Source organism: Streptomyces verrucosisporus (genome assembly GCF_017114865.1).
Taxonomy (GTDB): Bacteria; Actinomycetota; Actinomycetes; order Streptomycetales; family Streptomycetaceae; genus Streptomyces; species Streptomyces fenghuangensis.
Genome location: NZ_JADEYH010000005.1, coordinates 136463 through 162087, shown reverse-complemented (window position 1 = coordinate 162087; position 25625 = coordinate 136463). Strand labels below are relative to the sequence as shown.

Here is a 25625-nt window from a genome sequence, read left to right as displayed (position 1 = left end):
GACATAACCCTCATGGCGGCGATAGCCTGGGAGTGTTGCGACTTCTCCGAAGACGGAGGCGGCCCCATGACATTCATCCAGGTCATCGACTGCAAGACCCATCAGGCCGACGAGGTGGACCGGCTGATGGACGACTGGGTCCGGGCGACCCGGGGCAAACGGACGGCCACCCACTCGGTCGTCGCGCGCGACCGCTCCGACCCCGACCACGTGGTGGAGATCGTGGAATTCCCCTCCTACGAGGAGGCGATGCGCAACTCCCACCTGCCCGAGACCGACCGGATCTTCCACCGGCTGGTGGCGGCCTGCGACCAGGAGCCGACCTTCACCGACCTGGAGGTCTCCCGGGACGAGCAGCTCAACACCGGTGTGGTCCGCACCTTCGTCGAGGAGGTGGTCAACGGGCGGAACCTCGACGTGGCCGACGGACTGTGCACCGACGACTACCGCGAGCACGACCCCTCGCTCTCCTCCTACGAGGTCAGGCTCGCGCAGGCCAAGGAGGAGAACCAGGAGATCCTGGAGGCGTTCCAGCCGGTGATGGTCATCGAGGACCTGTTCGCCGAGGGCGACAGGGTCTGCGCGCGGCTGTCCTACACAGGCCGCCACTCGGGGCCGTACCAGGGACTGGAACCCACCGGCAAGGAGATCAACGGGACCGGCCACGCCACCTTCCGCTTCGAGGACGGGAAGATCGCGGAGAGCTGGTGGAACTGGGACGACCTCGGACTGCTGCGGCAGGTCGGCGCCGTCGAGTTCTGATCCGGGCCGGACCGGGAACGGCCCGGACGCACCCGCGCGGGGGACGCGTCCGGACCGTCCGCTCGGCACGGGGAGGGAACCGCTCAGGAGGCGGCGGCCGCCCTGCGGGCCTCGATACGGGCGCGGCGGGCGGCCAGACGCTCGTCGAGTTTGCGGGCCTCGCCGTCCAGGCCGTCCAGGTACAGGCCCAGCTCCTCCTGGGCCTTGAGGCCCTCCGGGCCGAGCCCGCCGATCTCCATGACCTTCAGATGGCGCAGCACCGGCTGGAGCACGTCGTCGTGGTGGATGCGCAGGTTGTAGATGCCGCCGATCGCCATCTGCGCGGCGGCCCGCTCGAAGCCGGGCATGCCGTGGCCGGGCATCCGGAAGTCCACCACCACGTCGCGCACCGCCGACATCGTCCGGTCCGGGGCCAGCTCGAAGGCCGCCCGCAGCAGGTTGCGGTAGAAGACCATGTGCAGGTTCTCGTCGGTGGCGATACGGGCGAGCATCCGGTCGCAGACCGGATCGCCGGACTGGTGGCCGGTGTTGCGGTGGGAGATGCGGGTGGCCAGCTCCTGGAAGGCGACGTAGGCCACGGAGTGGAGCATCGAGTGCCGGTTGTCGGACTCGAAGCCCTCCGACATGTGCGCCATCCGGAACTCCTCCAGCTTCACCGGGTCCACGGCGCGGGAGGTCAGCAGGTAGTCGCGCATCACGATGCCGTGCCGCCCCTCCTCGGCGGTCCAGCGGTGCACCCAGGTGCCCCAGGCGCCGTCGCGGCCGAAGAGGGTGGCGATCTCGTGGTGGTAGCTGGGGAGGTTGTCCTCGGTGAGCAGGTTGACCACCAGGGCGGTGCGGCCGATGTCGGTGACCTTGGACTGCCCCGGCTCCCAGGCCTCGCCGCCGAGCGGGCCGTCGAAGTTGCGGCCGTCGCTCCAGGGGACGTACTCGTGCGGCATCCAGTCCTTGGCGACCTTCAGATGACGGTTGAGTTCCTTCTCCACCACCTCTTCCAGGGCGTAGAGCAGACGGGCGTCCGTCCACTGCTCCGAGCCGGGGGCGTGCGGGGTGGTGAGGGTCATGAAGGCTCCACGGGGGCGACGACGGAAAACGGTACCTACGAGACCGTAGGTTACGAAACCGTAGGTTGAGCAGGACGAAAAAGGCAATATCGGTTCTGTGAGCAGGCAGGGACGGTGTGTGCCCGGGGGACGGGCCGGCGGAGCCCGGGAGCCGTGGAGGGGCGGGAAAACGACGGAGGCGGGGGCGGCGCACGGCGCCGCCCCCGCCTCCGCGGGGTCGTCCGGTCGGTCAGAGCAGACCCGCGCGGCGCAGGGCCTCGGCCATCTCGCTGTTGGCCGGAGCCGTGTCGCGGCCCCGCCCGCCCCCGCCCCGCCGGTCGCCCTGGCGCGGGCGCGGAGCGGAGGAGCGCCGGCCGCCCTCGCGCTGCCCGCCTCCGCGCTGCCCGCGCGCCGGGCGGCCGCCGTCGCCCGCGCCGGGGCCGGTCTCGTCGTCCAGCCGCAGCGTCAGCGAGATCCGCTTGCGCGGCACGTCCACGTCCAGCACCTTGACCTTCACCACGTCGCCGGACTTCACCACCTCGCGCGGGTCCTTCACGAACGCCTTCGACATGGCCGAGACGTGGACCAGGCCGTCCTGGTGGACGCCGACGTCCACGAAGGCGCCGAACGCGGCGACGTTGGTGACCACGCCCTCCAGGACCATGCCCGGCTCCAGGTCGCCGATCTTCTCCACGCCCTCCCTGAAGGCGGCCGTCCGGAACGCCGGACGCGGGTCGCGGCCGGGCTTCTCCAGCTCCCCGATGATGTCGGTCACCGTCGGCAGGCCGAAGGTGTCGTCCACGAACTCCTGCGGCCGCAGACCGCGCAGCACCTCGGTGTTGCCGATCAGCGCCGCGACATCGCTGCCCGTCGCCTTCACCATCCGGCGCACCACCGGGTACGCCTCGGGGTGGACGGCGGAGGCGTCCAGCGGGTCGTCCCCGCCGCGGATGCGCAGGAAGCCCGCGCACTGCTCGTACGCCTTGGGGCCGAGCCGGGGGACGTCCTTGAGTCCCTTGCGGCCGAGGAAGGGGCCGTTGGCGTCGCGGTGGGCGACGATGTTCTCCGCCAGGCCCGCGCCGATGCCCGACACCCGCGAGAGCAGTGGCGCCGAGGCGGTGTTGACGTCCACGCCGACGCCGTTGACGCAGTCCTCCACTACCGCGTCCAGCGAGCGCGACAGCTTCACCTCGGAGACGTCGTGCTGGTACTGGCCCACCCCGATCGACTTGGGGTCGATCTTGACCAGCTCGGCCAGCGGGTCCTGCAGGCGCCGGGCGATGGAGACCGCCCCGCGCAGCGAGACGTCCAGGTCCGGCAGCTCGCGGGAGGCGAAGGCGGAGGCGGAGTACACCGATGCGCCCGCCTCCGAGACCATCACCTTCGTCAGCTTCAGCTCAGGCTGCGCGGCGCACAGTTCGGCGGCCAGCCGGTCCGTCTCGCGGGAGGCGGTGCCGTTGCCGACGGCGATCAGCTCCACCCGGTGCTCCCGCGCCAGCCGCGCCAGCGTGGCCAGCGACTCCTTCCAGCGGTTCCGCGGGACGTGCGGGTAGATCGTCTCGGTGGCGGCGACCTTGCCGGTGGCGTCGACGACGGCGACCTTCACACCCGTGCGGAAGCCCGGGTCCAGCCCCATGGTGGCGCGGGTGCCGGCGGGGGCGGCCAGCAGCAGGTCGCGCAGGTTGGCCGCGAACACCGCGACCGCCTCGTCCTCGGCGGCGGTGCGCAGCCGCAGCCGCAGGTCGATGCCCAGGTGCACCAGGACGCGGGTGCGCCAGGCCCAGCGCACGGTGTCGGCCAGCCAGCGGTCGGCCGGGCGGCCGCGGTCCTCGACGCCGAACCGGCGGGCGATCGCGCGTTCGTAGTCGGAGGGGCCGGTGGTCTCGCGCAGGGCCCCGCCCTCGGCCGCCTCCCCGGCGGGCTCCGGCTCCGGTTCCAGGGAGAGGTCGAGGACCTCCTCCTTCTCGCCGCGCAGCATCGCCAGCACCCGGTGCGAGGGCAGCTCGGTGAAGGGCTCGGAGAAGTCGAAGTAGTCGGCGAACTTGGCGCCCTGTTCCTGCCTGCCCTCGCGCACCTTCGCCACCAGCCGGCCGCGCCGCCACATCGTCTCGCGCAGCTCGCCGATCAGGTCGGCGTCCTCGCCGAAACGTTCGGTCAGGATCGCGCGGGCGCCCTCCAGCGCGGCGGAGGCATCGGCCACCCCCTTGTCCGGGTCGACGAACGCCGCCGCGGCGGCTGCCGGTTCCACGGACGGGTCGGCGAGCAGGCCGTCGGCCAGCGGCTCCAGGCCCGCCTCGCGGGCGATCTGCGCCTTGGTGCGCCGCTTGGGCTTGTAGGGCAGGTAGACGTCCTCCAGGCGGGCCTTGGAGTCGGCGGCCCGGATGCGGGCCTCAAGTTCGGCGTCGAGCTTGCCCTGGGAGCGCACGGACTCCAGGATCGCCGCCCGCCGCTCCTCCAGCTCCCGCAGGTAGCGCAGCCGCTCCTCCAGGTCGCGCAGCTGCGCGTCGTCCAGGCCGCCGGTGGCCTCCTTGCGGTAGCGCGCGACGAACGGCACGGTCGAGCCGCCGTCGAGTAGTTCGACGGCGGCCCTGACCTGCCGTTCCCGTACGCCGAGTTCCTCGGCGATCCTGCCCTCGACGGACGCCGCGCCGGACGCGCCGGCCGGTGCCGCGCCCTCGACGGGCGTCTCTCCGATGGACTGTGTCACGATCCGTTCCGCCTTACTCGGTGCTGGGTGCTTCCCCGGTAGCCCGCATTGTTACAGGCCGCACCGGCAGGCGGACGGTCAGGCGCGGCGTCCGGCGTGCGAAGCCCCGCCGAAGAGGCGGGCCAGTAGACGGAAGGGCAGCGTCACCACGGTCGCGATGGCGCCGCCGACGGTACGGAGTGCATCTGCTATGGCTTTGAACATGCCGTACGCGTGACCGCTCAGGCGCCGGACAAACAACCTTCTGTCCGCTCCGGCCGGTTTCCGCCTCCCCGGTGCTCCAGCTCCGGGGCCCTCCCACCGTCTTTCGGGGTCCGGCTCAGCCCTTGCCGAACAGGTCGGCGGGGAAGGCGCCCGAGGCCAGGGCCGCGCCGGTGAAGGCGCCGCACAGTTCGGTCAGCCGCTCGGTGCCCGCCGCGCCCAGGTGCTCGTACGGCGCGGCGTCCAGCCGGTCGGTCTCCGTCTCCAGCTCCTTGCGCAGGGCGGTGCCGGCCTCGGTCAACTCGCCCTCGCCGTCCAGCAGTCCGCGCCCGCGCAGCCGCTCCTGGGCCTCCTCCCAGTCCCGGCGGTCCCAGCCGCGGGTGGCCAGCGCCCACCTGGGGCTCATGCCGCGTCCGCTGGCGGTGTGGCTGACCAGCGCCTCCACCGGGTCCAGCCCGGCGTGCTGGAGGACGGCGACATGGGCGTCGCCGCGGTGTTCGCGCAGCAGCGAGGCGCCGTGCCACAGCGCCAGGTGCGGCGCCTCGGGCACGGGAAGGTCGGCGAGCGCCGCGTACAGCGGGCGGCCCGGGCGGACGCAGCCCTCGGCGGCGCGCAGCGCCAGCCCGGCGGCCTCGGCCATCTCCTTCGAGGCCACCGCCTCCTCGCCCAGCAGGCGCCGCAGCATGGAGTCGGCGGCGCGCAGCCGGGCGGCGAGCACGGTCTCGGGGGCGGCCAGCTCCCACACGGCCGGCAGGTGGCGGGCGACGAGGGCGTGGTGGAAGTTGTGGAAGGTCGCGGTGACGACCCCGGGGCCGACCCGGCCCAGTGCCGCGGCGCGGCCGGCGAAGTAGACCGCGGAGGGGTCCTCGATGCCGTAGGGGGCCAGCTCGCGAGCCAGGTCCGGGGCGAAGTAGAGAGCCGAGTGCAGCGGGTTGACGGCGTTGTGGCAGCGCCGTCCGGCTTTGGCGGGGAGGGACGTCATACCCGCACGCTACCCGTCGGTAAGTGACCAGGTGAAGACCGGAGGGCGCCGTTCCAGGAAGGCGGCCACGCCCTCGGCGCGCTCTCCGCTCTCCCGGGCGCGCTCCTCCCAGTACGCGATCCGCTCCGGCGGCACGGGGCCGGCCCCGGCGCCGTTCGCGAACTCCTTGGCCGCGGCCTGGGTGAGCTGCGAGCGCGAGACGAGCAGCCGCGCGAACACCGCGACCCGCTCCTCCAGTTCGCCCTCCGGATGCGCCTCGTCGACCAGCCCGGTGCGCAGGGCCCGCTCGGTGCCGATCAACTCACCCGAGAACAGCAGGTACTTGGCGGTGGCCGGGCCGACCAGGGAGACCAGGCGCCGGGTGGAGGAGGCGCCGTAGACGATGCCGAGCCTGGCCGGGGTGATGCCGAACAGGGCCCCCTCGGCGGCGAAGCGCAGGTCACAGGCGACGGCGAGCTGGCAGCCGCCGCCCACGCAGTGCCCGCGCACGGCCGCGAGCGTGGGCCGCGGGAAGGCCGCCAGCGCCTCCTCGGCGGCCACCGCCAGACGGCGGGACTCCCCGTCGTCCTCGCGCAGGGCGGAGATGTCGGCGCCCGCGCAGAAGGTGCCGCCCCCGCCGGTGAGGACCAGGGCCCGTACGGCGGGGTCGGCGGCGAGCCGTTCCAGCACGGCGGGCATCCGCCGCCACATGTCCGGCGTCATCGCGTTGCGCTTGGCCGGATTGTCGATGGTGAGGGTGGCGACGCCGTCCTGGACGGAGACCGGCAGGGCCGGGCCGCCGGCCGGCGGTGTGTGCGCGGACATGGGCCGGATCGTAACGGCAGAAGGCGTGGGGGCCGCGACGGGACCGCAGAAACGATCGCGCAAGGCCGGTCACAGCCGCGAACGGCGCGTAGGTCTTTCTGTCAATTGCCATCGATAGGTGCCGACTTGCAGTCACAGGGGCGGGCCGTGCGCACCGCGGGCCGACACTCTTCGAGGAACCGGTCCGGGACCGGCCCGGAACGGAGCCGGACAGAAGCGGCCGGCGGGAGCCGAGATCGGGGTGCGGCAGATGGACATCCGCGGGGACTTCCTCCCTGACCGGGGCGGCCGACCGCCGGTGGCGGCGGCCGGCCGCCCCGCCGGGCCGTCGCGACCGCGGCCCCGCACGCAGGAGCAGCCGCGAGAAAAGTTACGGGAACGGCCACGGGAGCAACCGCAGCCGTATGCCCGGCCCGAGCCCCCGCCCCGCCCCCTGCCGTACGAGGGCGCCTGGCGCTTCACCGTCCCGGTGCACGAGTCCTCCGTGCACCGGGCGCGCCACGCCGTGCGGGACCTCCTTGGCCGCAGAGGGGCCCCACTCGCCGACGAACTGATGGACGGCCTGCTGCTGATCCTCTCCGAGCTGGTCACCAACGCCGTGCGGCACGCGGCCCTGCTCTCCGCGGAGATCGGCGTCGAGGTCCGCCTCGACGCCGGCCGGGTGCGCCTGGGCGTCGAGGACGGCCACCCCTACCGCCCCGCGGCGCCGGCCGCCGCCCCGGAGCGGGAGCACACCGGGGGGCGGGGGCTGTTCCTGGTCAAGGCCGTCGTCGCCGAGGCCGGCGGCTTCTGCGAGACCGAGCGGACCGCGTCCGGCGGCAAGGTGGTCCGGGTCGCGTTGCCGCTGCCCCCCCTGCCGCCGTCGCCGCGGGAGCCGCCGGCGCCCTGAGCACGGCCGCCGGAGCGAGCACGGCCGCCGGCCCGCGGCGCCGGGTGCCTCACCAGCCGGCCGAGGCCCCGGTCACCTCGCGGATGCCGCCGCGCGCCGCGTCCAGCACCGTCATGAACCAGGCCGAGAACGGCTCCGCCTCGTGCCGCTTGAGCAGCTCCTCGGGCGTCACGAACGCCGTCTCGGCGATCTCCCGCGGATCCGGCCGGGGCATGTCCCGCACCAGCCCCGCGAAGAGGTGGTTGTACTCCTGCTCGACCAGGCCGGATGCCGGGTCCGGGTGGTTGTAGCGCACTGTCCCCGCCTCCAGCATCAGCCGGGGCGCCACACCCAGCTCCTCGCCGACCCTCCGCGCGGCGGCGGCGAAGGGCGGCTCGCCGGGGTAGGGGTGGCCGCAGCAGGTGTTGGACCACACACCGGGGGAGTGGTACTTGCCCAGCGCCCTGCGCTGGAGCAGCAGCCGGCCCATCTCGTCGAAGAGGAAGACGGAGAAGGCCCGGTGCAGCCGGCCCGGGGCCTGGTGGGCGGAGAGCTTCTCCGCGGTCCCGATCGTCCTGCCGTCCTCGTCGACCAGCTCGAGCATGATCGGGTCCGCCGTGCCGTTGGTCATGTCCGCCCTTCACCGTGCGTGTGTCGGAACGGCGTTTCTCCTATGTTCCGACTGTCCGCTCCAGTGTGCCGTACACGGACGGGGGCCGCTCGCCGGGCGGGCGGTACGGAGCACCCGCGGCGCCGGCCGGGGCGCCGCGCGGCGTCAGTGGCACAGCCGCCCTTCGCGCGCCGCGTGCCCGTGCGGCTCCAGCTGGAAGGTGCAGTGCTCGACGTCGAAGTGCCGGCCCAGGCAGCCGTGGAGGTCCCGCAGGATCCTGTCGTGGCCGCCCTCGGCCTCCAGCGCCTCCCGGCCGACCACCACGTGCGCGGAGAGCACCGGCATGCCGGAGGTGATGGTCCACACGTGCAGGTCGTGCAGGTCCTCCACGCCGGGCACGCCCAGGATGTGCGCCCGTACCCCGGCCATGTCCACGTCCCGGGGCGCGGCCTCCAGCAGGACATCGATCGCCTCGCGCGCCAGCCGCACCGTCCGCGGCACGATCAGCACCGCGATCAGCAGCGAGGCGACGGGGTCGGCCTGCCGCCAGCCGGTGAACATGATCACCAGTGCGGCGGCGATCACCGCCACGGAGCCCAGAGCGTCCGCCGCCACCTCCAGGAAGGCGCCCCGCACGTTCAGACTCTCCCGCTGCCCGCGCATCAGCAGGGCCAGGGACAGGCCGTTGAGGGCCAGACCGACGACGCCGAACAGGACCGTCAGCCCGCCGGGCACCTCCTCGGGATGGCGCAGCCGTTCGACGGCCTCCACCAGGATGTAGCCGCCCACCCCCAGCAGCAGCAGGGCGTTGAGCAGCGCGGCGAGGATCTCGGCCCGGGCGAGACCGAAGGTGCGCCGCTCGCTGCCGGGCCGGTTGGCGACACGGATCGCCAGCAGCGCCATCCCGATGCCGACCGCGTCGGTGGCCACATGGCCGGCGTCCGCCAGCAGCGCCAGCGAACCGGTCAGCGCGGCGCCCGCGAGCTCGGCGAGCAGCAGGACGACCGCGATGGCCAGGGCCGCGCGCAGCCGGCCCCGGTACGCGGCCCCCGCCGTGCCCGGTCCGGCCGGCCGCGGCCCGCCGTGGTTGTGCCCTGCGCCCATGAACGATGCCTCCCGTATGGCGGCCGGTGCCGCCTGCGACCGGTGCGGACGATCCCAGTGAACTACGGGCGGGGGGTATGGGGCAACGCGGCACTGAACACCGTTGTCATCCCCTCTGACCTGCGCTTTCCATTCACCTGGCGGACGGTGCCCGCTCGTTCGGGGTACCGGCCCGGATCACTCGGGGAGCGCGGCCGCCTCCCGGCGGAGACCGCCGGCGCCGCGCAGGCGCCAGCCCTCCCAGGCCGAGGCCACCATCTCGCGTACCCCGTACCGGGGTGCCCAGCCCAGCTCCACGCCGATCCGCCCGGCCGAGGCCACCACCCGCGCCGGGTCCCCCGGGCGGCGCGGGACGACCACCGGGGCGGGCTCGCGGACACCGGTGATCCCGGCGACGAGGTCGGCCAGCTCCCGCACCGACACGCCCTCGCCGGTGCCCACGTTCACCGTCAGGTCCCCGCCTGCCGGGAGCCCGGCCAGCCGGCGGGCGGCGGCCAGGTGGGCCTCGGCCAGATCGGCGACGTGGATGTAGTCGCGCACGCAGGTGCCGTCGGGGGTGGGGTAGTCGTCGCCGAAGATCCGCGGGGCCTCGCCGCGGGTGAGGGCGTCGAAGAACATCGGGATGACGTTGGACACGCCGACATCGGACAGCTCCGGCCGCGCGGCCCCCGCCACGTTGAAGTAGCGCAGGCAGGCGGTGGACAGCCCGTGGGCCCGCCCCGCGGCTCGCACCAGCCACTCGCCCGCCAGCTTCGTCTCGCCGTAGGGGCTCATCGGGACGCAAGGTGTGTCCTCGGTGACCGGGTCCACGTCCGGCATGCCGTAGACGGCGGCGGAGGAGGAGAACACGAAGCGCCGCACCCCGGCGGCGACCACGGCCTCCAGCAGCACCGTGAGCCCGTACAGGTTCTCCCGGTAGTACGTCAGCGGATGCTCCACCGACTCGCCCACCTGCTTCTTCGCCGCCAGATGCACCACGCCGGCGACCTGGTGCGCGGCGATCGTGCGGTCGAGCAGCGCCCGGTCGGCGACCGAGCCGCGCACCAGGGGCACGCCGGGCGGCAGCCGCTCGGGCAGGCCACTGGAGACGTCGTCGAGCACGACGACCCTCTCACCGGCCTCCGCCATCGCCCGCGCCACATGGGCGCCGACGTATCCGATCCCTCCGGTCACCAGCCACGTCATGGCCGCAGCCTAACCACCGGTCGCGGGCCGTCGCTGACACGCTCCTTGTGCGAGTCGCCGGGATCGAGGATCCTGGGACGCGGTCCGTGGTGTTCTGTCACCTTTCGTGACGGCGGGGCGCTTCCGCCCGGCGAATGCGGGGTGAACGGACGCTTCCACCTATCCGATAACCTCTGGCCACGTGCTGCCTGCCCCGAACGGGTGATGGCGCACTGTGACCGCTGCCCGGATGCCGCTCGCTTACGGACCGCGCCGCGGACGGTACGGCTTCCAAGGAGTGAGTTCGTTCTTGTCGACCGCCATTCTCACCGGTCCGCCGGTCGCGGGGGCGCCCCTGGAGGGCGGTCTGCGGTCGCTGGGTTTCGACGTGCAGGTGGCGGAGGACGCCGCCGGGGTGGAGGCGGCGCTGGCGGCCGTCCCGGCCGGTGAGCGCGTCGCCCTCGTCGACCCCCGCTTCGTCGGGCACACGCACAGCCTGCGGCTGGCCCTGACCGACCCGCGCTTCCCCGCCGCCGCGATCCCCGGCGCACTGTCCGTCCAGCCCACCGCGCGCGCCGCCCTGGTCCGCGCCGTGTCCGCCGCCTCCGCGGCCGCCGCACCCGTGGCGCCGCCCGTGGCGGGAGGCGCGGCACGCACCGCCGCCCCCGAGCCGGCCGGACTGCCCGGCCGGGCGGCCGCCGCCATGGAGGCGGACGACCGGGCTCCGGCCGTGCACCGTCCCGAGCTGGGCGTCCTCGTCGCCGCCGTACCCGCCGACGGCGCGGAGCGCGCCGAGGCGGAGCGGGCCGTGGCGGCCGTCGACGAGGAGCGGGTGCGGCTGCGCTCGGCGGTGAAGTCCCGCGACGGCTTCTTCACCACCTTCCTCGTCAGCCCCTACTCCCGTCACCTCGCCCGCTGGTGCGCCCGGCGCGGACTCACCCCCAACCAGGTGACCACCGCCTCGCTGCTCACCGCGCTGGTCGCCGCCGCCTGCGCGGCCACCGGCACCCGCGGCGGCTTCGTCGCGGCCGGGGTGCTGCTGATCGCCTCGTTCGTGCTGGACTGCGCCGACGGCCAGCTCGCCCGCTACGCGCTGAAGTACTCCACGCTCGGAGCCTGGCTGGACGCCACCTTCGACCGGGCCAAGGAGTACGCCTACTACGCGGGCCTGGCCCTCGGCGCGGCCCGCGGCGGCGACGACGTGTGGGCCCTGGCGCTGGGCGCGATGGTGCTCCAGACCTGCCGCCACGTGGTGGACTTCTCCTTCAACGAGGCCGACCACTACAGGGAGGACGGCGGGCGGGAGCGCGAGGGGGAGCCCGCCGCCGGGAGCGCCAACCCCGCCGCCGCCCTGTCGGGGAAGCTCGACCGGGTCGGCTGGACGGTGTGGGCCCGCCGCATGATCGTGCTGCCGATCGGCGAACGCTGGGCGCTGATCGCCGTCCTCACCGCCCTCACCACCCCCCGCACCACCTTCACCGTGCTGCTGATCGGCTGCGCGTTCGCCGCCTGCTACACCACCGCCGGGCGGGTGCTGCGCTCCCTGACCCGCAGGGGCGTGCGCACCGACCGCGCAGCCCGGGCCCTGACCGAGCTGGCCGACTCCGGACCACTGGCCGAGGGCGTGGCCCGGGCCGCCGCGTCCCGGGCGCGGGGGGCGCGGCCGTCCGCGTTCGCCGCCCCGGCCCTGGCCCTGCTCGGCTCGGCCGGTCTGGTGGCCGCCGCGCTGTGGGCCCCGGCCGGGCCCTGGCTGCCGGCCGCCGCGCTCGGCTACGCCGTCCTGTCCGGGCTGGCCGTCGCCCGCCCGCTGACGGGCGCGCTGGACTGGCTGGTGCCGCCCTTCTTCCGTGCGGCGGAGTACACCACGGTCCTGGCGCTGGCCGCCCGGTCGGACGCGGACGGGGCGCTGCCCGCCGCGTTCGGGCTGGTCGCGGCGGTCGCCTACCATCACTACGACACGGTGTACCGCATCCGCGGCGGCACCGGCGCCCCGCCGCACCGGCTGGTGCGGGCGATCGGCGGGCACGAGGGACGCGCTGTGGCGGTCACGGCCGCCGCCGCCCTCTGGGCCGCCGGACAGGGCTTCACGATCGCGCTCACGGCCCTGGCCGGGGCCCTGGCGCTCACGGTGCTCACCGAGAGCGTCCGTTTCTGGGTGTCCTCACACGCACCCGCCGTACACGACGAAACAGGAGAACCCGCATGATCGGCCTCGTGCTGGCCGCCGGCGCCGGACGGCGTCTGCGCCCCTACACCGACACCCTTCCCAAGGCCCTGGTGCCGGTGGACCCGGCGGGCGAGGGCACCACCACCGTGCTGGACCTCACCCTCGGCAACTTCCGCGAGGTCGGCCTCACCGACGCCGCCGTGGTCGTGGGCTACCGCAAGGAGGCCGTCTACGAGCGCAGGGCCGCCCTGGAGAAGAAGTACGGCGTCAAGCTCCACCTGGTGGACAACGACAAGGCCGAGGAGTGGAACAACGCCTACTCCCTGTGGTGCGCCCGGGACGTCATCAAGGAGGGCGTGATCCTGGCCAACGGCGACACCGTCCACCCCGTCTCCGTCGAGCAGACGCTGCTCGACGCCCGCGGCGGGGACCGGCGGATCATCCTCGCCCTCGACACGGTCAAGAAGCTGGCCGACGAGGAGATGAAGGTCGTCACCGAGCCCGGCAGGGGCGTGCGCCGCATCACCAAGCTGATGGACCCGGCCGGCGCCACCGGCGAGTACATCGGCGTGACCCTCATCGAGGGCGACGCCGCCGCCGACCTGGCCGACGCGCTGAAGACCACCTTCGAGCGCGACCCGCAGCTGTACTACGAGGACGGCTACCAGGAGATGGCCGACCGCGGCCTCACCATCGACACCGCCGCCATCGGCGACGTGAAGTGGGTCGAGATCGACAACCACGACGACCTGAACAAGGCGCGGGAGATCGCGTGCCAGTACTGACCCGGCTCATCCCCTCGCCGGTCGTCGTCGACATCAGGCCCGGTGCGCTGGACGACCTGGCGACCCTCCTGGTCGACCAGCGCATCTCGGCCTCCGGCAAGCTCGCCATCGCCATCAGCGGCGGCTCGGGCGCGGCCCTGCGCGAGCGGTTCGCGCCCGCCCTGCCGGGCGCCGACTGGTACGAGGTCGGCGGCGGGACGCTGGACAACGCGATCAAGCTGGCCGACGCGATGAAGTCCGGCCACTACGACGCGGTCGTCGGGATGGGCGGCGGCAAGATCATCGACTGCGCCAAGTTCGCCGCCGCGCGCATCGGCCTGCCGCTGGTCGCCGTCGCCACCAACCTCAGCCACGACGGCCTGTGCTCCCCGGTGGCCACGCTCGACAACGACGCCGGCCGCGGCTCGTACGGCGTGCCGAACCCGATCGCGATCGTGATCGACCTCGACGTCATCCGCGAGGCCCCGATCCGCTTCGTGCGCTCGGGCGTCGGCGACGTGATCTCCAACATCTCCGCCGTGGCCGACTGGGAGCTCTCCCACAAGGTCACCGGCGAGTCGATCGACGGCCTGGCCGCCGCCATGGCCCGCCAGGCCGGCGAGGCGGTGCTGCGCCACCCGGGCGGCTGCGGCGACGACGAGTTCCTCACCGTGCTGGCCGAGGGGCTGGTGCTCACCGGCATCTCCATGTCGGTCGCCGGCGACAGCCGCCCCGCCTCCGGCGCCTGCCACGAGATCAACCACGCCTTCGACCTGCTCTACCCAAAGCGCGCCGCCGCCCACGGCGAGCAGTGCGGGCTCGGCGCCGCCTTCGCGATGCACCTGCGCGGAGCGGAGGAGCAGACGGCGCTGATCGTCGACGTGCTGCGCCGCCACGGCCTGCCCGTGCTGCCCGGCGAGATCGGCTTCGACGAGGACGAGTTCGTGCGCGCGGTGGAGTACGCGCCGCAGACCCGGCCCGGGCGCTACACGATCATCGAGCACCTGGACCTGTCCACCGACCAGATCAGGGACGCGTACGCCGACTATGTCAAAGCCGTCAGTAGCTGAACTCCGCCCGGTCGTCCACCCCGCCGGGGTGAAGGACCGGCGCAGCGGTGAGCACTGGGCCGGGCGCCTGTACATGCGGGAGATCTCGCTGCGCTGGACCCGGCACCTGGTGAACACCCGGATAACGCCCAACCAGCTCACCTACCTGATGGTGGTCGCCGGTGTGGCGGCCGGCGCCGTGCTGCTGGCGCCGGGCCCGGCCGGGGCCGTCCTGGCCGCCCTGCTGATCCAGTTCTACCTGCTGCTGGACTGCGTGGACGGCGAGGTCGCCCGCTGGCGGAAGCAGACCTCCATCACCGGCGTCTACCTCGACCGGGTGGGCCACTACCTGGCCGAGGCGGCGCTGCTGGTCGGCTTCGGGGTGCGGGCCGCGGACGTCTTCCGCACCGAGGGGGCCTCCGCGAACTGGCTGTGGGCCTTCCTGGGGACGGTGGCCGCGCTGGGCGCGATCCTGATCAAGGCCGAGACCGACCTGGTGGACGTGGCCCGCTCCCGCAGCGGCCTGCCCGCGGTGAAGGACGAGGCGGCCGTGCCCCGCTCCACGGGGCTGGCGCTGGCCCGCCGGGCGGCCGCCGCACTGAAGTTCCACCGGCTGGTCGGCGGCGTCGAGGCGTCCCTGGTGATCCTGGCGGTGGCGGTCGCCGACGCGGTGCACGGCGGCCTGTTCTTCACCCGGCTGGGCGTCGCCGTCCTGGCGGCCGTCGCGGTCCTGCAGACACTGCTGCACCTGGTGTCCATCCTGGCGTCGAGCCGGCTGCGGTGAGGGCGGTGAACGACATGACAGAGGGCGCACGGTCCTCCTCCGGCAGGCCCCTGACGCTGGGCGCGGTCGTCCTGACCATGGGTAACCGCCCCGAGGAGCTGCGCGCTCTGCTGGACTCGGTCGCCAAGCAGGACGGCGATCCGGTCCAGGTCGTGGTCGTCGGCAACGGCGCCCCGCTGCCGGAGCTCCCGCCGGGGGTGCGGACGGTGGAGCTGCCGGAGAACCTGGGCATCCCCGGCGGACGCAACGTCGGCATCGAGGCGTTCGGGCCCGGCGGGAGCGAGGTGGACGCCCTGCTCTTCCTCGACGACGACGGGCTGCTGCCGAACACCGACACCGCCGAGCTGGTCCGGCAGGCGTTCGCCGCCGATCCGGAGCTGGGCATCATCAGCTTCCGCATCGCCGACCCGGACACCGGGGCCACCCAGCGCCGCCACGTACCGCGGCTGCGTGCCTCGGACCCGATGCGATCCTCGCGCGTGACCACCTTCCTCGGCGGCGCCAACGCCGCGCGGACGGCCGTCTTCCAGGAGGTCGGCGGGCTGCCGGACGAGTTCTTCTACGCGCACGAGGAGACCGACCTGGCCTGGCGGGCGCTGGACGCGGGGTGGATGATCGACTACCGCGCGGACATGGTGCTCCACCACCCCACCACCCTCCCCAGCCGCCACGCGGTCTACCACCGGATGGTCGCCCGCAACCGCGTGTGGCTGGCCCGGCGCAACCTGCCGCTGCCGCTGGTCCCCCTCTACCTGGGCGTATGGCTGCTGCTGACCCTCGCCCGGCGCCCCTCGCGCCCCGCGCTGCGCGCCTGGCTGGGCGGTTTCCGGGAGGGCTGGACGACCCCGTGCGGTCCCCGCCGTCCCATGAAGTGGCGTACGGTGTGGCGTCTGACCCGGCTGGGCCGCCCTCCTGTCATCTGACAAGCTCTGTCTGAGAGCATCGGGCCCGGTGACATCGGCCGGGGCCGCTGCGCTCATTCCATCCCGGCTGCGCACTGTGAGGACGAAAGTTTCAACGTGAGCGAGACAACGCACGGTGGTGCGATCGCGACGGGCGAGCCGCCGCGTTCACCAGACGACGGCCTGTCCCCGGCCGAACTCGCCGCCAGGTACGGGCTGACGGTGAGCGGCGCCCGGCCCTCCCTGACGGAGTACGTCCGGCAGCTGTGGGCGCGGAGGCACTTCATCCTCGCCTTCTCCCGGGCGAAACTGCACGCCCAGTACAGCCAGGCCAAGCTCGGCCAGGTGTGGCAGGTACTGACCCCCCTGCTCAACGCGGCCGTCTACTACTTCATCTTCGGGCTGCTGCTCAAGGGGCGCGGCGGCATGGAGAACGAGGAGTACATCCCCTTCCTGGTGACGGGGGTGTTCGTCTTCACCTTCACCCAGACCTCGGTGATGTCGGGCGTGCGGTCCATCTCGGGGAACCTGGGGCTGGTGCGGGCCCTCCACTTCCCGAGGGCCGCGCTGCCGATCTCCTTCTCCCTGCAGCAGCTCCAGCAGCTGCTGTTCTCGATGATCGTCCTGGTCGTCATCCTGGTGGGCCTCGGGCACTACCCCGGTCCGCTGTGGCTGCTGGTGGTACCGGTCCTGCTGCTGCAGTTCCTCTTCAACACCGGCCTGGCGATGGTCATGGCCCGGCTGGGCAGCAAGACCCCCGACCTGGCGCAGCTGATGCCGTTCGTGCTGCGCACCTGGATGTACGCCTCCGGCGTGATGTTCCCGCTGTCCTACATGCTGGAGAAGGCGAACGCCCCGGGCTGGCTGGCCGGAGTGCTGGAGGCCAACCCGGCGGCGGTCTACATGGAGCTGATGCGCTGGGCGCTGATCGACGGCCCGCACCACCAGAGCCTGGACGGGCGCGTGTGGCTGCTGGCCGCGGGCTGGGCCGTGGTCGTCGGCATCGGAGGGTTCGTGTACTTCTGGAAGGCGGAGGAGCGTTATGGCCGTGGCTGAGAAGAGCGCAGCCGCCGCGTCGGCGGACAAGGGCGCGGAGGCCGTCTCCGCCGATCGCCGGCCGACCGTCATCGCCGACGGCCTGCACATCGTCTACCGCGTCAACGGCGGGGGCCGGGGCAGGGGCAGCGCCACGGCGGCCCTCAGCCGCATCCTGCGCCGCAAGGCCCCGGCGGGCATGCGCGAGGTGCACGCGGTCAAGGGCGTCAGCTTCACCGCCTACCGGGGCGAGGCCATCGGCCTGATCGGCTCCAACGGCTCGGGCAAGTCCACGCTGCTGCGCGCCATCGCGGGCCTGCTGCCGGCCGAGCGCGGCAAGGTCTACACCGACGGCCAGCCCTCCCTGCTGGGCGTCAACGCCGCGCTGATGAACGACCTGACCGGTGAGCGCAACGTCATACTGGGCGGGCTGGCGATGGGCATGTCCAAGGCCCAGATCCAGGAGCGCTACCAGGGCATCGTCGACTTCTCCGGCATCAACGACAAGGGCGACTTCATCAGCCTGCCGATGCGGACCTACTCCTCCGGCATGGCGGCCCGGCTGCGGTTCTCCATCGCCGCCGCCAAGGACCACGACGTGCTGATGATCGACGAGGCGCTGGCGACGGGCGACAAGAAGTTCCAGAAGCGCTCGGAGGCCCGCATCCGCGAGCTGCGCAAGGAGGCCGGGACGGTCTTCCTGGTCAGCCACAACAACAAGTCCATCCGGGACACCTGCGACCGGGTGCTGTGGCTGGAGAGCGGCGAGCTGCGCATGGACGGCCCGACCGAGGAGGTCATGAAGGCCTACGAGGAGTTCACCCGCAAGTAACCGCTCGTGCCGCCGCCCGGGCGTGGACCGGCCCCGCTCCCCGTCGGGGAGCGGGGCCGGTCCACGCCCGGGCGGTCCGCCGGGAGACGGATCAGATCCCGGCCGGTTCGCGCGGCGGCTCGGCGGGGGTCTTCGGGGGAGCGGCGGTCTCGGACAGGCCCACCCGGCCGTGCAGCCGGCGCAGAGCCTTCGGCGCGTACCAGGCGCCGCGGCCCAGCAGCCGCATCGCGGCCGGGACGAGTACACCGCGCACCGCGACGGCGTCGATCAGGATGGCCAGCCCGCTGCCGAGGCCGAACATCTGGATGAAGCTGATCTCGCTGGTGGTGAAGGCGAACAGGCTCACCGCCAGCAGACCGGCGGCCATGGTGACGATCCGCCCGGTGCGCGACAGCCCGCGGGTGACGGCGGTCTCGGTGTCCTCGCCCGCGTCGTGCAGTTCCTTGATCCGGCTGGTGACGAAGACCTCGTAGTCCATGGACAGCCCGAAGACGATGCAGAACAGCAGCACGGTCATCGAGGTGTTCATCGGCATCGGGGTGAAGCCCAGCACCGAGGACAGGTTGCCCTCCTGGAAGATCCACACCATCGCGCCGATCGCGGCGGTGAGGCTGATGGTGTTGAGCACCAGCGCGCGCAGCGGCTGCACGACGCTGCCGGTGAACAGGAACAGCAGGGCGAAGGTGGTCAGCGCCACCCATGCGATCGCGACGGGCAGCCGGTCGCCGATGGTTGCCTTGGTGTCCACCAGCCGGGCGTCCGGACCGCCGACCAGGGCCTCCACCCCGCCGGGGGCCGGCACCGCGCGGATGTCGTGCACCAGGTCCTCGGCCGCGCCGGACCCGGACTCCGGCTCGATGGCGACGGTCAGCCGCTGGGCGTCGTCCCGGCCGAGCGCGGCGCCGAGCGGGCCGGGCGGGGCGGCCTCGCCGTCCTGGTAGGTGCCGGAGGAGGCCTGGACGCCGGTGACGCCGTCGAGGCGGGAGAGGGCGGTGGCGTAGGCGTCCAGCCCGGCGGTGTCCACCGGGCCGGTGGTGACGATCTGGACGGCGGAGGTGTTGTCGCGGCCGAAGTCCTCGTCGATGGCGGTGGCCACCTGGCGGCTGGGCGCGTCGCCGGGCAGCACCCGCTCGTCGGGGTTGCCGAAGGACGCGCCCAGCAGCGGGCTCGCGGCGAGCAGCAGCACGGCCAGGACCGGCAGCGCGGTGAGTGCCGGCCGGCGCATCACCACCGAGGCCAGGCGGCCCCACACCGGCGCGTCGGGGCGGCGTACGGAGTCCGCCCAGGGCAGCCGGCCGCTGTTGACGCGGTGGCCCAGCACCGCCAGCAGGGCGGGGACGACCACCAGCGCGCCGGCCGCGGCGATCGCGACGACGCCGATCCCGGCGTAGGCGAAGGTGCGCAGGAAGAAGGGCGGGAAGAGCAGCAGCGCGGCGAGCGCGGCGACGACGGTGGCGGCGGAGAAGGCGATGGTGCGGCCCGCGGTGGCCACGGTGGTGCGCAGCGCGTCCGGTACGTCGTCGCCCTCGGTCAGCCGCTCGCGGAAGCGGCTGACCAGCAGCAGGCCGTAGTCGATGCCCAGGCCCAGGCCGAGGGCGGTGGTGAGGTTGACCGAGAAGATCGAGACGTCGGTGATGCTGCCGAGCACGTAGAGCTCGGCGAAAGTGCCCATGACCGCGATCAGTCCGATGGCCAGCGGCAGCAGCGCGGCCACGACGCTGCCGAAGGCCATCACCAGCAGGATCAGGGTGATGGGGACGGCGATCGCCTCGGCGATGGCGAGGTCCTTGGAGATCTGGGAGGTGATGTCGCTGGCGACGGCCGCCTGGCCGCCGGTGCGTACGGTGACGGCGCCCCGGTCGCCGGACCACTCCTCGGAGAGTTCGCCGGCGAGGTCGGTGCGCTCGGTGTCGTCGCCCTCGATGTGGGCGAGGATCAGCGCCTGGTCGCCGTCGCGCGACGTGAGCGCGGAGCCGCCGGTGTCCCAGTAGGAGATCACACCGGACACGCCCGGCTCGTCCTTCAGCCCGTCGGTGATCTCCCGGCCCGCCCGCTCGGCGGCGGGGGAGTCCAGCCGGCCGCCGTCCTCCGCCCTTACCAGCAGGACGAGATTGCTCTCGCCGCCGAATTTCTCGTCGATCAGGGCGGTGGCGCGGCTGGAAGGTGCGTCGGGGTCGTCGAAACCTCCGCTCTGGAGCTTGCCGAAGGCGCCGATGCCGACGGCCGCCATGGCCAGCACGGAGACGAGTGTGGCCACCAGCACCGTTCGGGGGCGGCGCAGTACCAGATCGGCGATCCACGACAGCATGGTCTTCCCTCTCGCTCACTTGCGGACGCGCGCCGTATTATGTTTACGACGTTAACTTCGACTCTGGCAGAGAGATGTTAATGACGTCAACATCGGGCAGTATCGAATGATGCGGACAGAAGGCACCGGAAAGAGCGGCTACCACCACGGAGATCTGCGCAACGCGCTCATCGAGGCGGCGACGGACCTCGCACGCGACGGCGGGCCGGAAGCCGTCGTGCTGCGCGCCGCCGCCCGCAGCGTCGGGGTCTCGCCGACGGCCGCCTACCGCCACTTCACCGGTCAGGGCGACCTGCTGATGGCGGTCAAGGAGCAGGGCCAGCGTGGGCTCGCGGAGACGATGGAGCGGTCGGCCGCCGGCGATGGCGCGGAAGGGGACGGGGCGCGAGACGCGGGGGAGGCCGCCGAGGAGCGGCTCAAGGCGCTCGGCGCGGGCTACATCGAGTTCGCGCTGGCCGAACCCGGCCTGTTCCGTGCGGCCTTCTGCCGCCCGCCCGAGGCGGCGGACGGGAGCGGCGACCCCGGCCCGCAGGAGGACTCGGCCCGCTGGATGTACCGCTCCTTCCGGTTGCTGGCCGAGGCCCTGGACGGGCTCGTCACCACCGGCCGGATGCCCGCCGAGCGGCGTTCCGGCACCGAGATCACAGCCTGGGCGGCGGTGCACGGACTGGCGGTCCTGCTGCTGGACGGCCCACTGGGCCGGCTCTCGCCGGAGCAGCGGGACACCCTCGCCGCCGGAGCCCTGGACACGGTCATCCGGGGTTTCACCGCGTCGGAGTGACGGCCCGTGCCCCGCCCCCGCGGACCCGCGGCGAAGAATGCCCTGGTGTACGACGTAAGCTGATCCGGTCCCGTCGGACGGCGTACGGGGCCACCCGGCACCCGGTCGGCCGAGTACCGGGCCGGATCCGGGTCCTGCCCGAAATATGATGTTCCACATCGCGAGTGGTGACCGGCGGCCAGGCAGGGACGGCCAGGGGCGTCGACGCCCGGGTGCTGTCGGTCGGGGAGACGGAGAGGTGACGACGATGACAGCGGGCGGCCCCCGGTGACCCCCGCGCGGGACGCGCGCGGCCACGCCCTTCTGGACAAGGCGGCGCGCGAGAACTTCCCCGTGGCCCCCCGCTTCCTGCCCCGCGCCTGGCGGGACGACCTGATGGCCGTGTACGGCTGCGTCCGCCTCCTGGACGACATCGGCGACGGCGACCTGCCGCCCGGCGGCGCCGACGCCGCGCTGCTGGGAGTGGACCCCGACCGGACCGGCGACCGCGGCGTACTGCTCGACGCCTTCGAGGCCGAGCTGCACCGGGTCTTCCGCACCGCCCGGGACATGGGCGCCGGGGGCCGGGAGGTCCCCCGCCATCCCCTGCTGTACGCCCTGGTGCCGACGGTGCGCCGCCACGCGCTGACCCCCGAGCCGTTCCTCGCCCTGGTCGAGGCCAACCGGCTGGACCAGAAGGTCCGCCGGTACGGCACCTGGGAGGAGCTGCTGGGCTACTGCGAGCTGTCCGCCAACCCCGTCGGCCGGCTCGTCCTGGCCGTCACCGGCACCACGACCCCCGAGCGCGTCCGCCGCTCCGACGCCGTCTGCACCGCGCTGCAGATCACCGAGCACCTCCAGGACGTCGCCGAGGACCTCGCCCTGCGCGACCGGATCTACCTCCCCGCCGAGGACCTGGAGCGCTTCCGCGTCACCGAGGCCGACCTCGCCGCGCCCACCGCGAACGCCTCGGTGCGCGCCCTGATCGCCTGGGAGGCGCGGCGCGCGCACGAACTGCTGAACGAAGGAGTCCCGCTGGTGGCCAGTGTCCCCGGCATACCGAAGATCCTCATCGCCGGATTCACCGGCGGCGGGCGGGCGGCCCTGCGCGCCCTGCGCTCCGCCCGGTACGACGTCCTGGGCGGCGCCCCGCGCCCGGGGAAGGCCGGTGTGCTGCGCGAGACCGCTGCCGTCCTGGGAGCGGCGAGGTGAGCCCGGTGGCGAGGCGGAGCGCGAACGCGGAGCGGGCCGCGCGGCAGGCGCCGCCCTCCCCGCAGGTCTTCGCCGCCTACCGCTACTGCGAGGCCGTCACCGCAGAGCAGGCCCGCAACTTCGCCTACGGCATCCGGCTGCTGCCCACCGACCGGCGCCGGGCGATGTCCGCCCTGTACGCCTTCTCCCGGCGCGTGGACGACATCGGCGACGGCCCGCTGGAGACGGAGGCCAAGCGGGCCCGGCTGGAGGAGACCCGCGCCCTGCTCGACCTCGTCCGCGCCGGAAAGGTCCCCGACGACGCCACCGACCCGGTCGTCGTCGCCCTGGCCGACGCCGCGGAGCGCTTCCCGATCCCGCTGGGCGGGCTCGACGAGCTGATCGACGGCGTCCTGATGGACGTCCGCGGCCGCGCCTACGAGACCTGGGACGAGCTGAAGGAGTACTGCCGCTGCGTGGCCGGTGCCATCGGACGGCTCTCCCTGGGGGTCTTCGGCACCGTGCCCGGCGCCCCGGGCGCCGACCGCGCCCCCCACTACGCCGACACCCTCGGCCTCGCCCTGCAGCTGACCAACATCCTGCGCGACGTGCGCGAGGACGCCGCGGAGGGCCGCACCTACCTGCCCCGCGAGGACCTGGCCGCCTTCGGCTGCGACACCTCGCTGAACCGCCACGCGCCGCACGCCGGCGCGGACTTCGCCGGTCTGGTGCGCTTCGAGGTGGACCGGGCCCGCGCGCTGTTCGCCGAGGGGCTGCGGCTGCTGCCGCTGCTGGACCGCCGCTCGGCCGCCTGTGTGGCGGCCATGGCGGGGATCTACCACCGCCTGCTGGCCCGTATCGCCCGCGACCCGTACGCGGTGCTGCGCGGCAGGGTCTCCCTGCCGGCGCGCGAGAAGGCCTACGTCGCCCTGCGCGGCCTGTCCGGGCTCGACACCCGGCTGGCCGCCCGCACGGCCCCCCGGGAGAGCGCGACGTGACCGGCGCACCCGATCCGCGCGCCGTCGTCGTCGGCGGGGGGCTGGCGGGCACCGCCGCCGCACTGCGCCTGGCCGACGCCGGGGTGGCCACCACCCTGGTGGAGAGCCGGCCCCGGCTGGGCGGGCTCGCCTTCTCCTTCCGCCGTTCCGGCGCGGCCGGCGAGCTGACCGTCGACAACGGCCACCACGTCCACCTGCGCTGCTGCACCGCCTACCGCTGGCTTCTGGAGCGCATCGGCGCGAGCGACCTCGCCCCCCTCCAGCCCCGCCTGGACATCCCCGTCCACGACGCCGCGCGCGGCAGGACGGGCCGGCTGCGGCGTGCGGCACTGCCCGTGCCGCTGCACCTGGGCGCCTCCCTGGCGCGCTACCCCCACCTCTCCCCGGCCGAGCGGCTGCGCGTGGGGCGGGCGGCCCTGGCGCTCGGCCGCCTGGGCAGGATCGACCCGTCCGACCCCGCCCTGGACGGCCAGGACTTCGGGAACTGGCTGCGCCGCCACGGCCAGTCCCCCCGCGCGGTACGGGTGCTGTGGGACCTGATCGGCGTCGCCACCCTCAACGCCCGCGCACCGGACGTCTCGCTCGGGCTGGCCGCGATGGTCATCGGCACCGGCCTGCTCAGCGGCCCCGGCGCGGCCGACATCGGCTGGTCCCGCGTCCCGCTGGGGCACCTGCACGACACGCTCGCCGCAGCCGTGCTGGAGAAGGCGGGCGTACGCGTGGTCCGGCAGGGCCGGGCGCGGGAGTTGACCCGGGAGCCGGAGGGCACCTGGCGGGTCGCGGTGGACACCGGCGCGCGCCGGACCGGCGAGACGCTGCGGGCCGGCACGGTCGTCCTGGCCGTGCCCCAGCGCGAGGCCCACCGACTGCTGCCCGGGGGCGCCCTGGAGGAGCCGGAGCGGCTGCTGCGCATCGGCGACGCGCCGATCCTCAACGTCCACGTGGTCTACGACCGCAAGGTGCTCCACCACCCCTTCCTCGCCGCGCTCGGCACCCCCGTGCAGTGGGTCTTCGACCGCACCGCGGCCTCCGGGCTGCGGGAGCGGCCCGGAGGAGCGGCGAGCCAGTACATCGCGGTGTCCCAGTCCGCCGCGCAGGACGAGATCGACCTGCCGGTCGCCGCCCTGCGCGAGCGCTACCTGCCCGAACTGGCCCGTTTGATGCCCGCCGCACGCGGCGCGAAGGTGCGCGACTTCTTCGTCACCCGCGAGCGCGCCGCCACCTTCGCCCCCGTGCCCGGTGTCGGACGCCTGCGCCCCGTCGCCCGCACCGGTGCGCCGGGGCTGTGGCTGGCCGGGGCGTGGACCGCCACCGGATGGCCCGCGACGATGGAGGGCGCCGTGCGCAGCGGGCTGACCGCCGCCCGGGAAGCGCTGGCCGCCCTCGGCCGCCCGCACGACGACGTCTTCCAGGAGGCGGCGTGAGCACGACACCGAACGCAGAGGAGACCCCGTGACCCCGGCGACCCCGAGGACCCTGACGGACACAGCCGTCGACACCGCGAGCGTCATCGAGCTGCTGGAACGCGGCCGCACGCTCGCCACGCCGATGCTGCGCGCCGCCGTGGCACGGCTCGCGCCGCCCATGGACTCCGTCGCCGCCTACCACTTCGGCTGGACCGACGCACAGGGCAACCCGGCCCGCGGCGACGGCGGCAAGGCGGTGCGCCCGGCGCTGGCCCTGCTGTCGGCCGAGGCCGTGGGCGCCGAGCCCGCCGCCGGCGTCCCCGGGGCGGTGGCCGTGGAACTGGTCCACAACTTCTCCCTGCTCCACGACGACCTGATGGACGGCGACGAGCAGCGCCGCCACCGCGACACGGTGTGGAAGGTGCACGGCCCGGCGCAGGCCATCCTCGTCGGCGACGCCCTGTTCGCGCTGGCGGGCGAGGTGCTGCTGGAACTGGGCACCGCCGAGGCCGCGCACGCCACCCACCGCCTGACCCTGGCCACCCGCAAGCTCATCGACGGGCAGGCGCAGGACATCTCCTACGAGCACCGGGAGAAGGTCACCGTCGCCGAGTGCCTGGAGATGGAGGGCAACAAGACCGGCGCGCTGCTGGCCTGCGCCAGCTCCATCGGAGCGGTCCTCGGCGGGGCGGACGAGGCCACCGCCGACGCGCTGGAGGCGTACGGCCACCACCTGGGCCTGGCCTTCCAGGCCGTCGACGACCTGCTGGGCATCTGGGGAGACCCGGCGGCGACCGGCAAGCTGCCCTGGAGCGACCTGCGGCAGCGCAAGAAGTCCCTGCCCGTGGTCGCCGCCCTGGCCGGTGGCGGGCCGGCCGCCGAGCGGCTCGGGGAGCTGCTGGCCGCGGACGCCACCAAGAGCCAGCGGGAGTTCGAGGACTTCAGCGAGGAGGAGTTCGCGACCCGCGCCGCGCTGATCGAGGAGGCCGGCGGCCGCGAGTGGACCTCCCAGGAGGCCCGCCGGCGGCACGCCACCGCCCTCGCCGCCCTGGACGGCGTGGACATGCCGGACCGGGTGCGCGAGCGGTTCGCCGCCCTCGCGGACTTCGTCGTCGTCCGCGAGGGCTGATCCCGCCGGCGCAGGCGGCCGGGAGCCGCCGGCGGGCAGCCGGGGCCGGGACGGC

At 73.9% G+C, this 25625-nt stretch carries 23 protein-coding genes; 14 read left to right on the top strand and 9 right to left on the bottom strand.

All coding sequences use genetic code 11. The features are described from left to right. The first annotated feature begins 66 nt into the window (after positions 1 to 66). Positions 67 to 762, top strand: coding sequence for an ester cyclase (locus IQ279_RS09170; RefSeq protein WP_206347855.1), 696 nt, complete (start codon positions 67 to 69; stop codon positions 760 to 762). An 83-nt stretch (positions 763 to 845) separates the two neighbouring features. On the opposite strand, the gene IQ279_RS09165 is transcribed toward IQ279_RS09170, so the two are convergent. From IQ279_RS09165 to IQ279_RS09150, 5 genes are all read right to left on the bottom strand, one after another. Beyond that, the gene (locus IQ279_RS09165; RefSeq protein WP_206347854.1) at positions 846 to 1826 is read right to left on the bottom strand and encodes an acyl-ACP desaturase; all 981 of its coding nucleotides are present in this window, start codon (positions 1824 to 1826) and stop codon (positions 846 to 848) included. 229 nt (positions 1827 to 2055) lie between these two features. After that, positions 2056 to 4500, bottom strand: a complete 2445-nt coding sequence (locus tag IQ279_RS09160; protein ID WP_206347931.1) for a Tex family protein — start codon at positions 4498 to 4500, stop codon at positions 2056 to 2058. 90 nt (positions 4501 to 4590) lie between these two features. Then, positions 4591 to 4716, bottom strand: a complete 126-nt coding sequence (locus IQ279_RS28480) for an LPFR motif small protein (RefSeq protein WP_277402528.1) — start codon at positions 4714 to 4716, stop codon at positions 4591 to 4593. Positions 4717 to 4831: 115 nt separating this feature from the next. After that, positions 4832 to 5695, bottom strand: coding sequence for an SCO6745 family protein (locus tag IQ279_RS09155; RefSeq protein ID WP_206347853.1), 864 nt, complete (start codon positions 5693 to 5695; stop codon positions 4832 to 4834). Positions 5696 to 5704: 9 nt separating this feature from the next. Next, the gene (locus IQ279_RS09150) at positions 5705 to 6499 is read right to left on the bottom strand and encodes an enoyl-CoA hydratase/isomerase family protein (protein WP_206347852.1); all 795 of its coding nucleotides are present in this window, start codon (positions 6497 to 6499) and stop codon (positions 5705 to 5707) included. Between the two features lie 469 nt (positions 6500 to 6968). On the opposite strand from IQ279_RS09150, the gene IQ279_RS09145 reads away from it, so the two are divergent. Further along, positions 6969 to 7388, top strand: a complete 420-nt coding sequence (locus IQ279_RS09145; RefSeq protein ID WP_372445107.1) for an ATP-binding protein — start codon at positions 6969 to 6971, stop codon at positions 7386 to 7388. A 49-nt stretch (positions 7389 to 7437) separates the two neighbouring features. Here IQ279_RS09145 and idi read toward each other — a convergent pair whose 3' ends face one another. The 3 genes from idi to galE form a co-directional block, all read right to left on the bottom strand. Then, a complete protein-coding gene (idi, locus tag IQ279_RS09140) occupies positions 7438 to 7998 on the bottom strand; it encodes an isopentenyl-diphosphate Delta-isomerase (RefSeq protein WP_206347850.1) in 561 nt (186 codons plus the stop codon). A 144-nt stretch (positions 7999 to 8142) separates the two neighbouring features. Further along, positions 8143 to 9081, bottom strand: a complete 939-nt coding sequence (locus IQ279_RS09135) for a cation diffusion facilitator family transporter (RefSeq protein WP_206347849.1) — start codon at positions 9079 to 9081, stop codon at positions 8143 to 8145. 177 nt (positions 9082 to 9258) lie between these two features. Then, positions 9259 to 10266 (bottom strand): UDP-glucose 4-epimerase GalE, encoded by a 1008-nt coding sequence (gene galE / locus IQ279_RS09130; protein WP_206347848.1) that lies wholly within the window; start codon positions 10264 to 10266, stop codon positions 9259 to 9261. A gap of 289 nt (positions 10267 to 10555) precedes the next feature. On the opposite strand from galE, the gene IQ279_RS09125 reads away from it, so the two are divergent. From IQ279_RS09125 to IQ279_RS09095, 7 genes are all read left to right on the top strand, one after another. Next, positions 10556 to 12451, top strand: coding sequence for a DUF5941 domain-containing protein (locus IQ279_RS09125; protein ID WP_206347847.1), 1896 nt, complete (start codon positions 10556 to 10558; stop codon positions 12449 to 12451). Then, complete coding sequence (locus IQ279_RS09120; RefSeq protein WP_206347846.1) at positions 12448 to 13197, top strand: phosphocholine cytidylyltransferase family protein; 750 nt, start codon at positions 12448 to 12450, stop codon at positions 13195 to 13197. Before IQ279_RS09125 ends, IQ279_RS09120 begins: the two co-directional genes overlap by 4 nt. After that, entirely contained in the window at positions 13185 to 14246 is a 1062-nt protein-coding gene (locus IQ279_RS09115) for an iron-containing alcohol dehydrogenase family protein (RefSeq protein WP_206347845.1), read from the top strand. Before IQ279_RS09120 ends, IQ279_RS09115 begins: the two co-directional genes overlap by 13 nt. Next, entirely contained in the window at positions 14224 to 15009 is a 786-nt protein-coding gene (locus IQ279_RS09110) for a CDP-alcohol phosphatidyltransferase family protein (protein ID WP_206347844.1), read from the top strand. The genes IQ279_RS09115 and IQ279_RS09110 overlap by 23 nt, the downstream gene beginning before the upstream one ends. A gap of 50 nt (positions 15010 to 15059) precedes the next feature. After that, a complete protein-coding gene (locus IQ279_RS09105; RefSeq protein WP_206347930.1) occupies positions 15060 to 15932 on the top strand; it encodes a glycosyltransferase family 2 protein in 873 nt (290 codons plus the stop codon). A gap of 96 nt (positions 15933 to 16028) precedes the next feature. Further along, on the top strand, positions 16029 to 16967 hold the full coding sequence (locus IQ279_RS09100; RefSeq protein WP_206347843.1) for an ABC transporter permease: 939 nt from the start codon (positions 16029 to 16031) through the stop codon (positions 16965 to 16967). After that, a complete protein-coding gene (locus tag IQ279_RS09095) occupies positions 16954 to 17778 on the top strand; it encodes an ABC transporter ATP-binding protein (protein ID WP_206347842.1) in 825 nt (274 codons plus the stop codon). Before IQ279_RS09100 ends, IQ279_RS09095 begins: the two co-directional genes overlap by 14 nt. Positions 17779 to 17869: 91 nt before the next feature. On the opposite strand, the gene IQ279_RS09090 is transcribed toward IQ279_RS09095, so the two are convergent. Next, entirely contained in the window at positions 17870 to 20086 is a 2217-nt protein-coding gene (locus IQ279_RS09090) for an MMPL family transporter (protein WP_206347841.1), read from the bottom strand. Positions 20087 to 20195: 109 nt separating this feature from the next. Between IQ279_RS09090 and IQ279_RS09085 the strand changes: the two genes are divergently transcribed. The 5 genes from IQ279_RS09085 to IQ279_RS09065 all read left to right on the top strand — a co-directional run bounded on the left by IQ279_RS09085 (position 20196) and on the right by IQ279_RS09065 (position 25570). Continuing rightward, positions 20196 to 20867 (top strand): TetR/AcrR family transcriptional regulator, encoded by a 672-nt coding sequence (locus IQ279_RS09085; RefSeq protein ID WP_206347840.1) that lies wholly within the window; start codon positions 20196 to 20198, stop codon positions 20865 to 20867. A gap of 267 nt (positions 20868 to 21134) precedes the next feature. Continuing rightward, complete coding sequence (gene hpnC, locus IQ279_RS09080) at positions 21135 to 22058, top strand: squalene synthase HpnC (RefSeq protein ID WP_206347839.1); 924 nt, start codon at positions 21135 to 21137, stop codon at positions 22056 to 22058. 5 nt (positions 22059 to 22063) lie between these two features. Next, positions 22064 to 23035, top strand: a complete 972-nt coding sequence (gene hpnD, locus IQ279_RS09075; protein WP_206347838.1) for a presqualene diphosphate synthase HpnD — start codon at positions 22064 to 22066, stop codon at positions 23033 to 23035. Beyond that, the gene (gene hpnE / locus IQ279_RS09070; RefSeq protein WP_206347837.1) at positions 23032 to 24459 is read left to right on the top strand and encodes a hydroxysqualene dehydroxylase HpnE; all 1428 of its coding nucleotides are present in this window, start codon (positions 23032 to 23034) and stop codon (positions 24457 to 24459) included. Before hpnD ends, hpnE begins: the two co-directional genes overlap by 4 nt. A 28-nt stretch (positions 24460 to 24487) precedes the next feature. Further along, on the top strand, positions 24488 to 25570 hold the full coding sequence (locus IQ279_RS09065) for a polyprenyl synthetase family protein (protein ID WP_372445106.1): 1083 nt from the start codon (positions 24488 to 24490) through the stop codon (positions 25568 to 25570). Positions 25571 to 25625 lie beyond the last annotated feature (55 nt).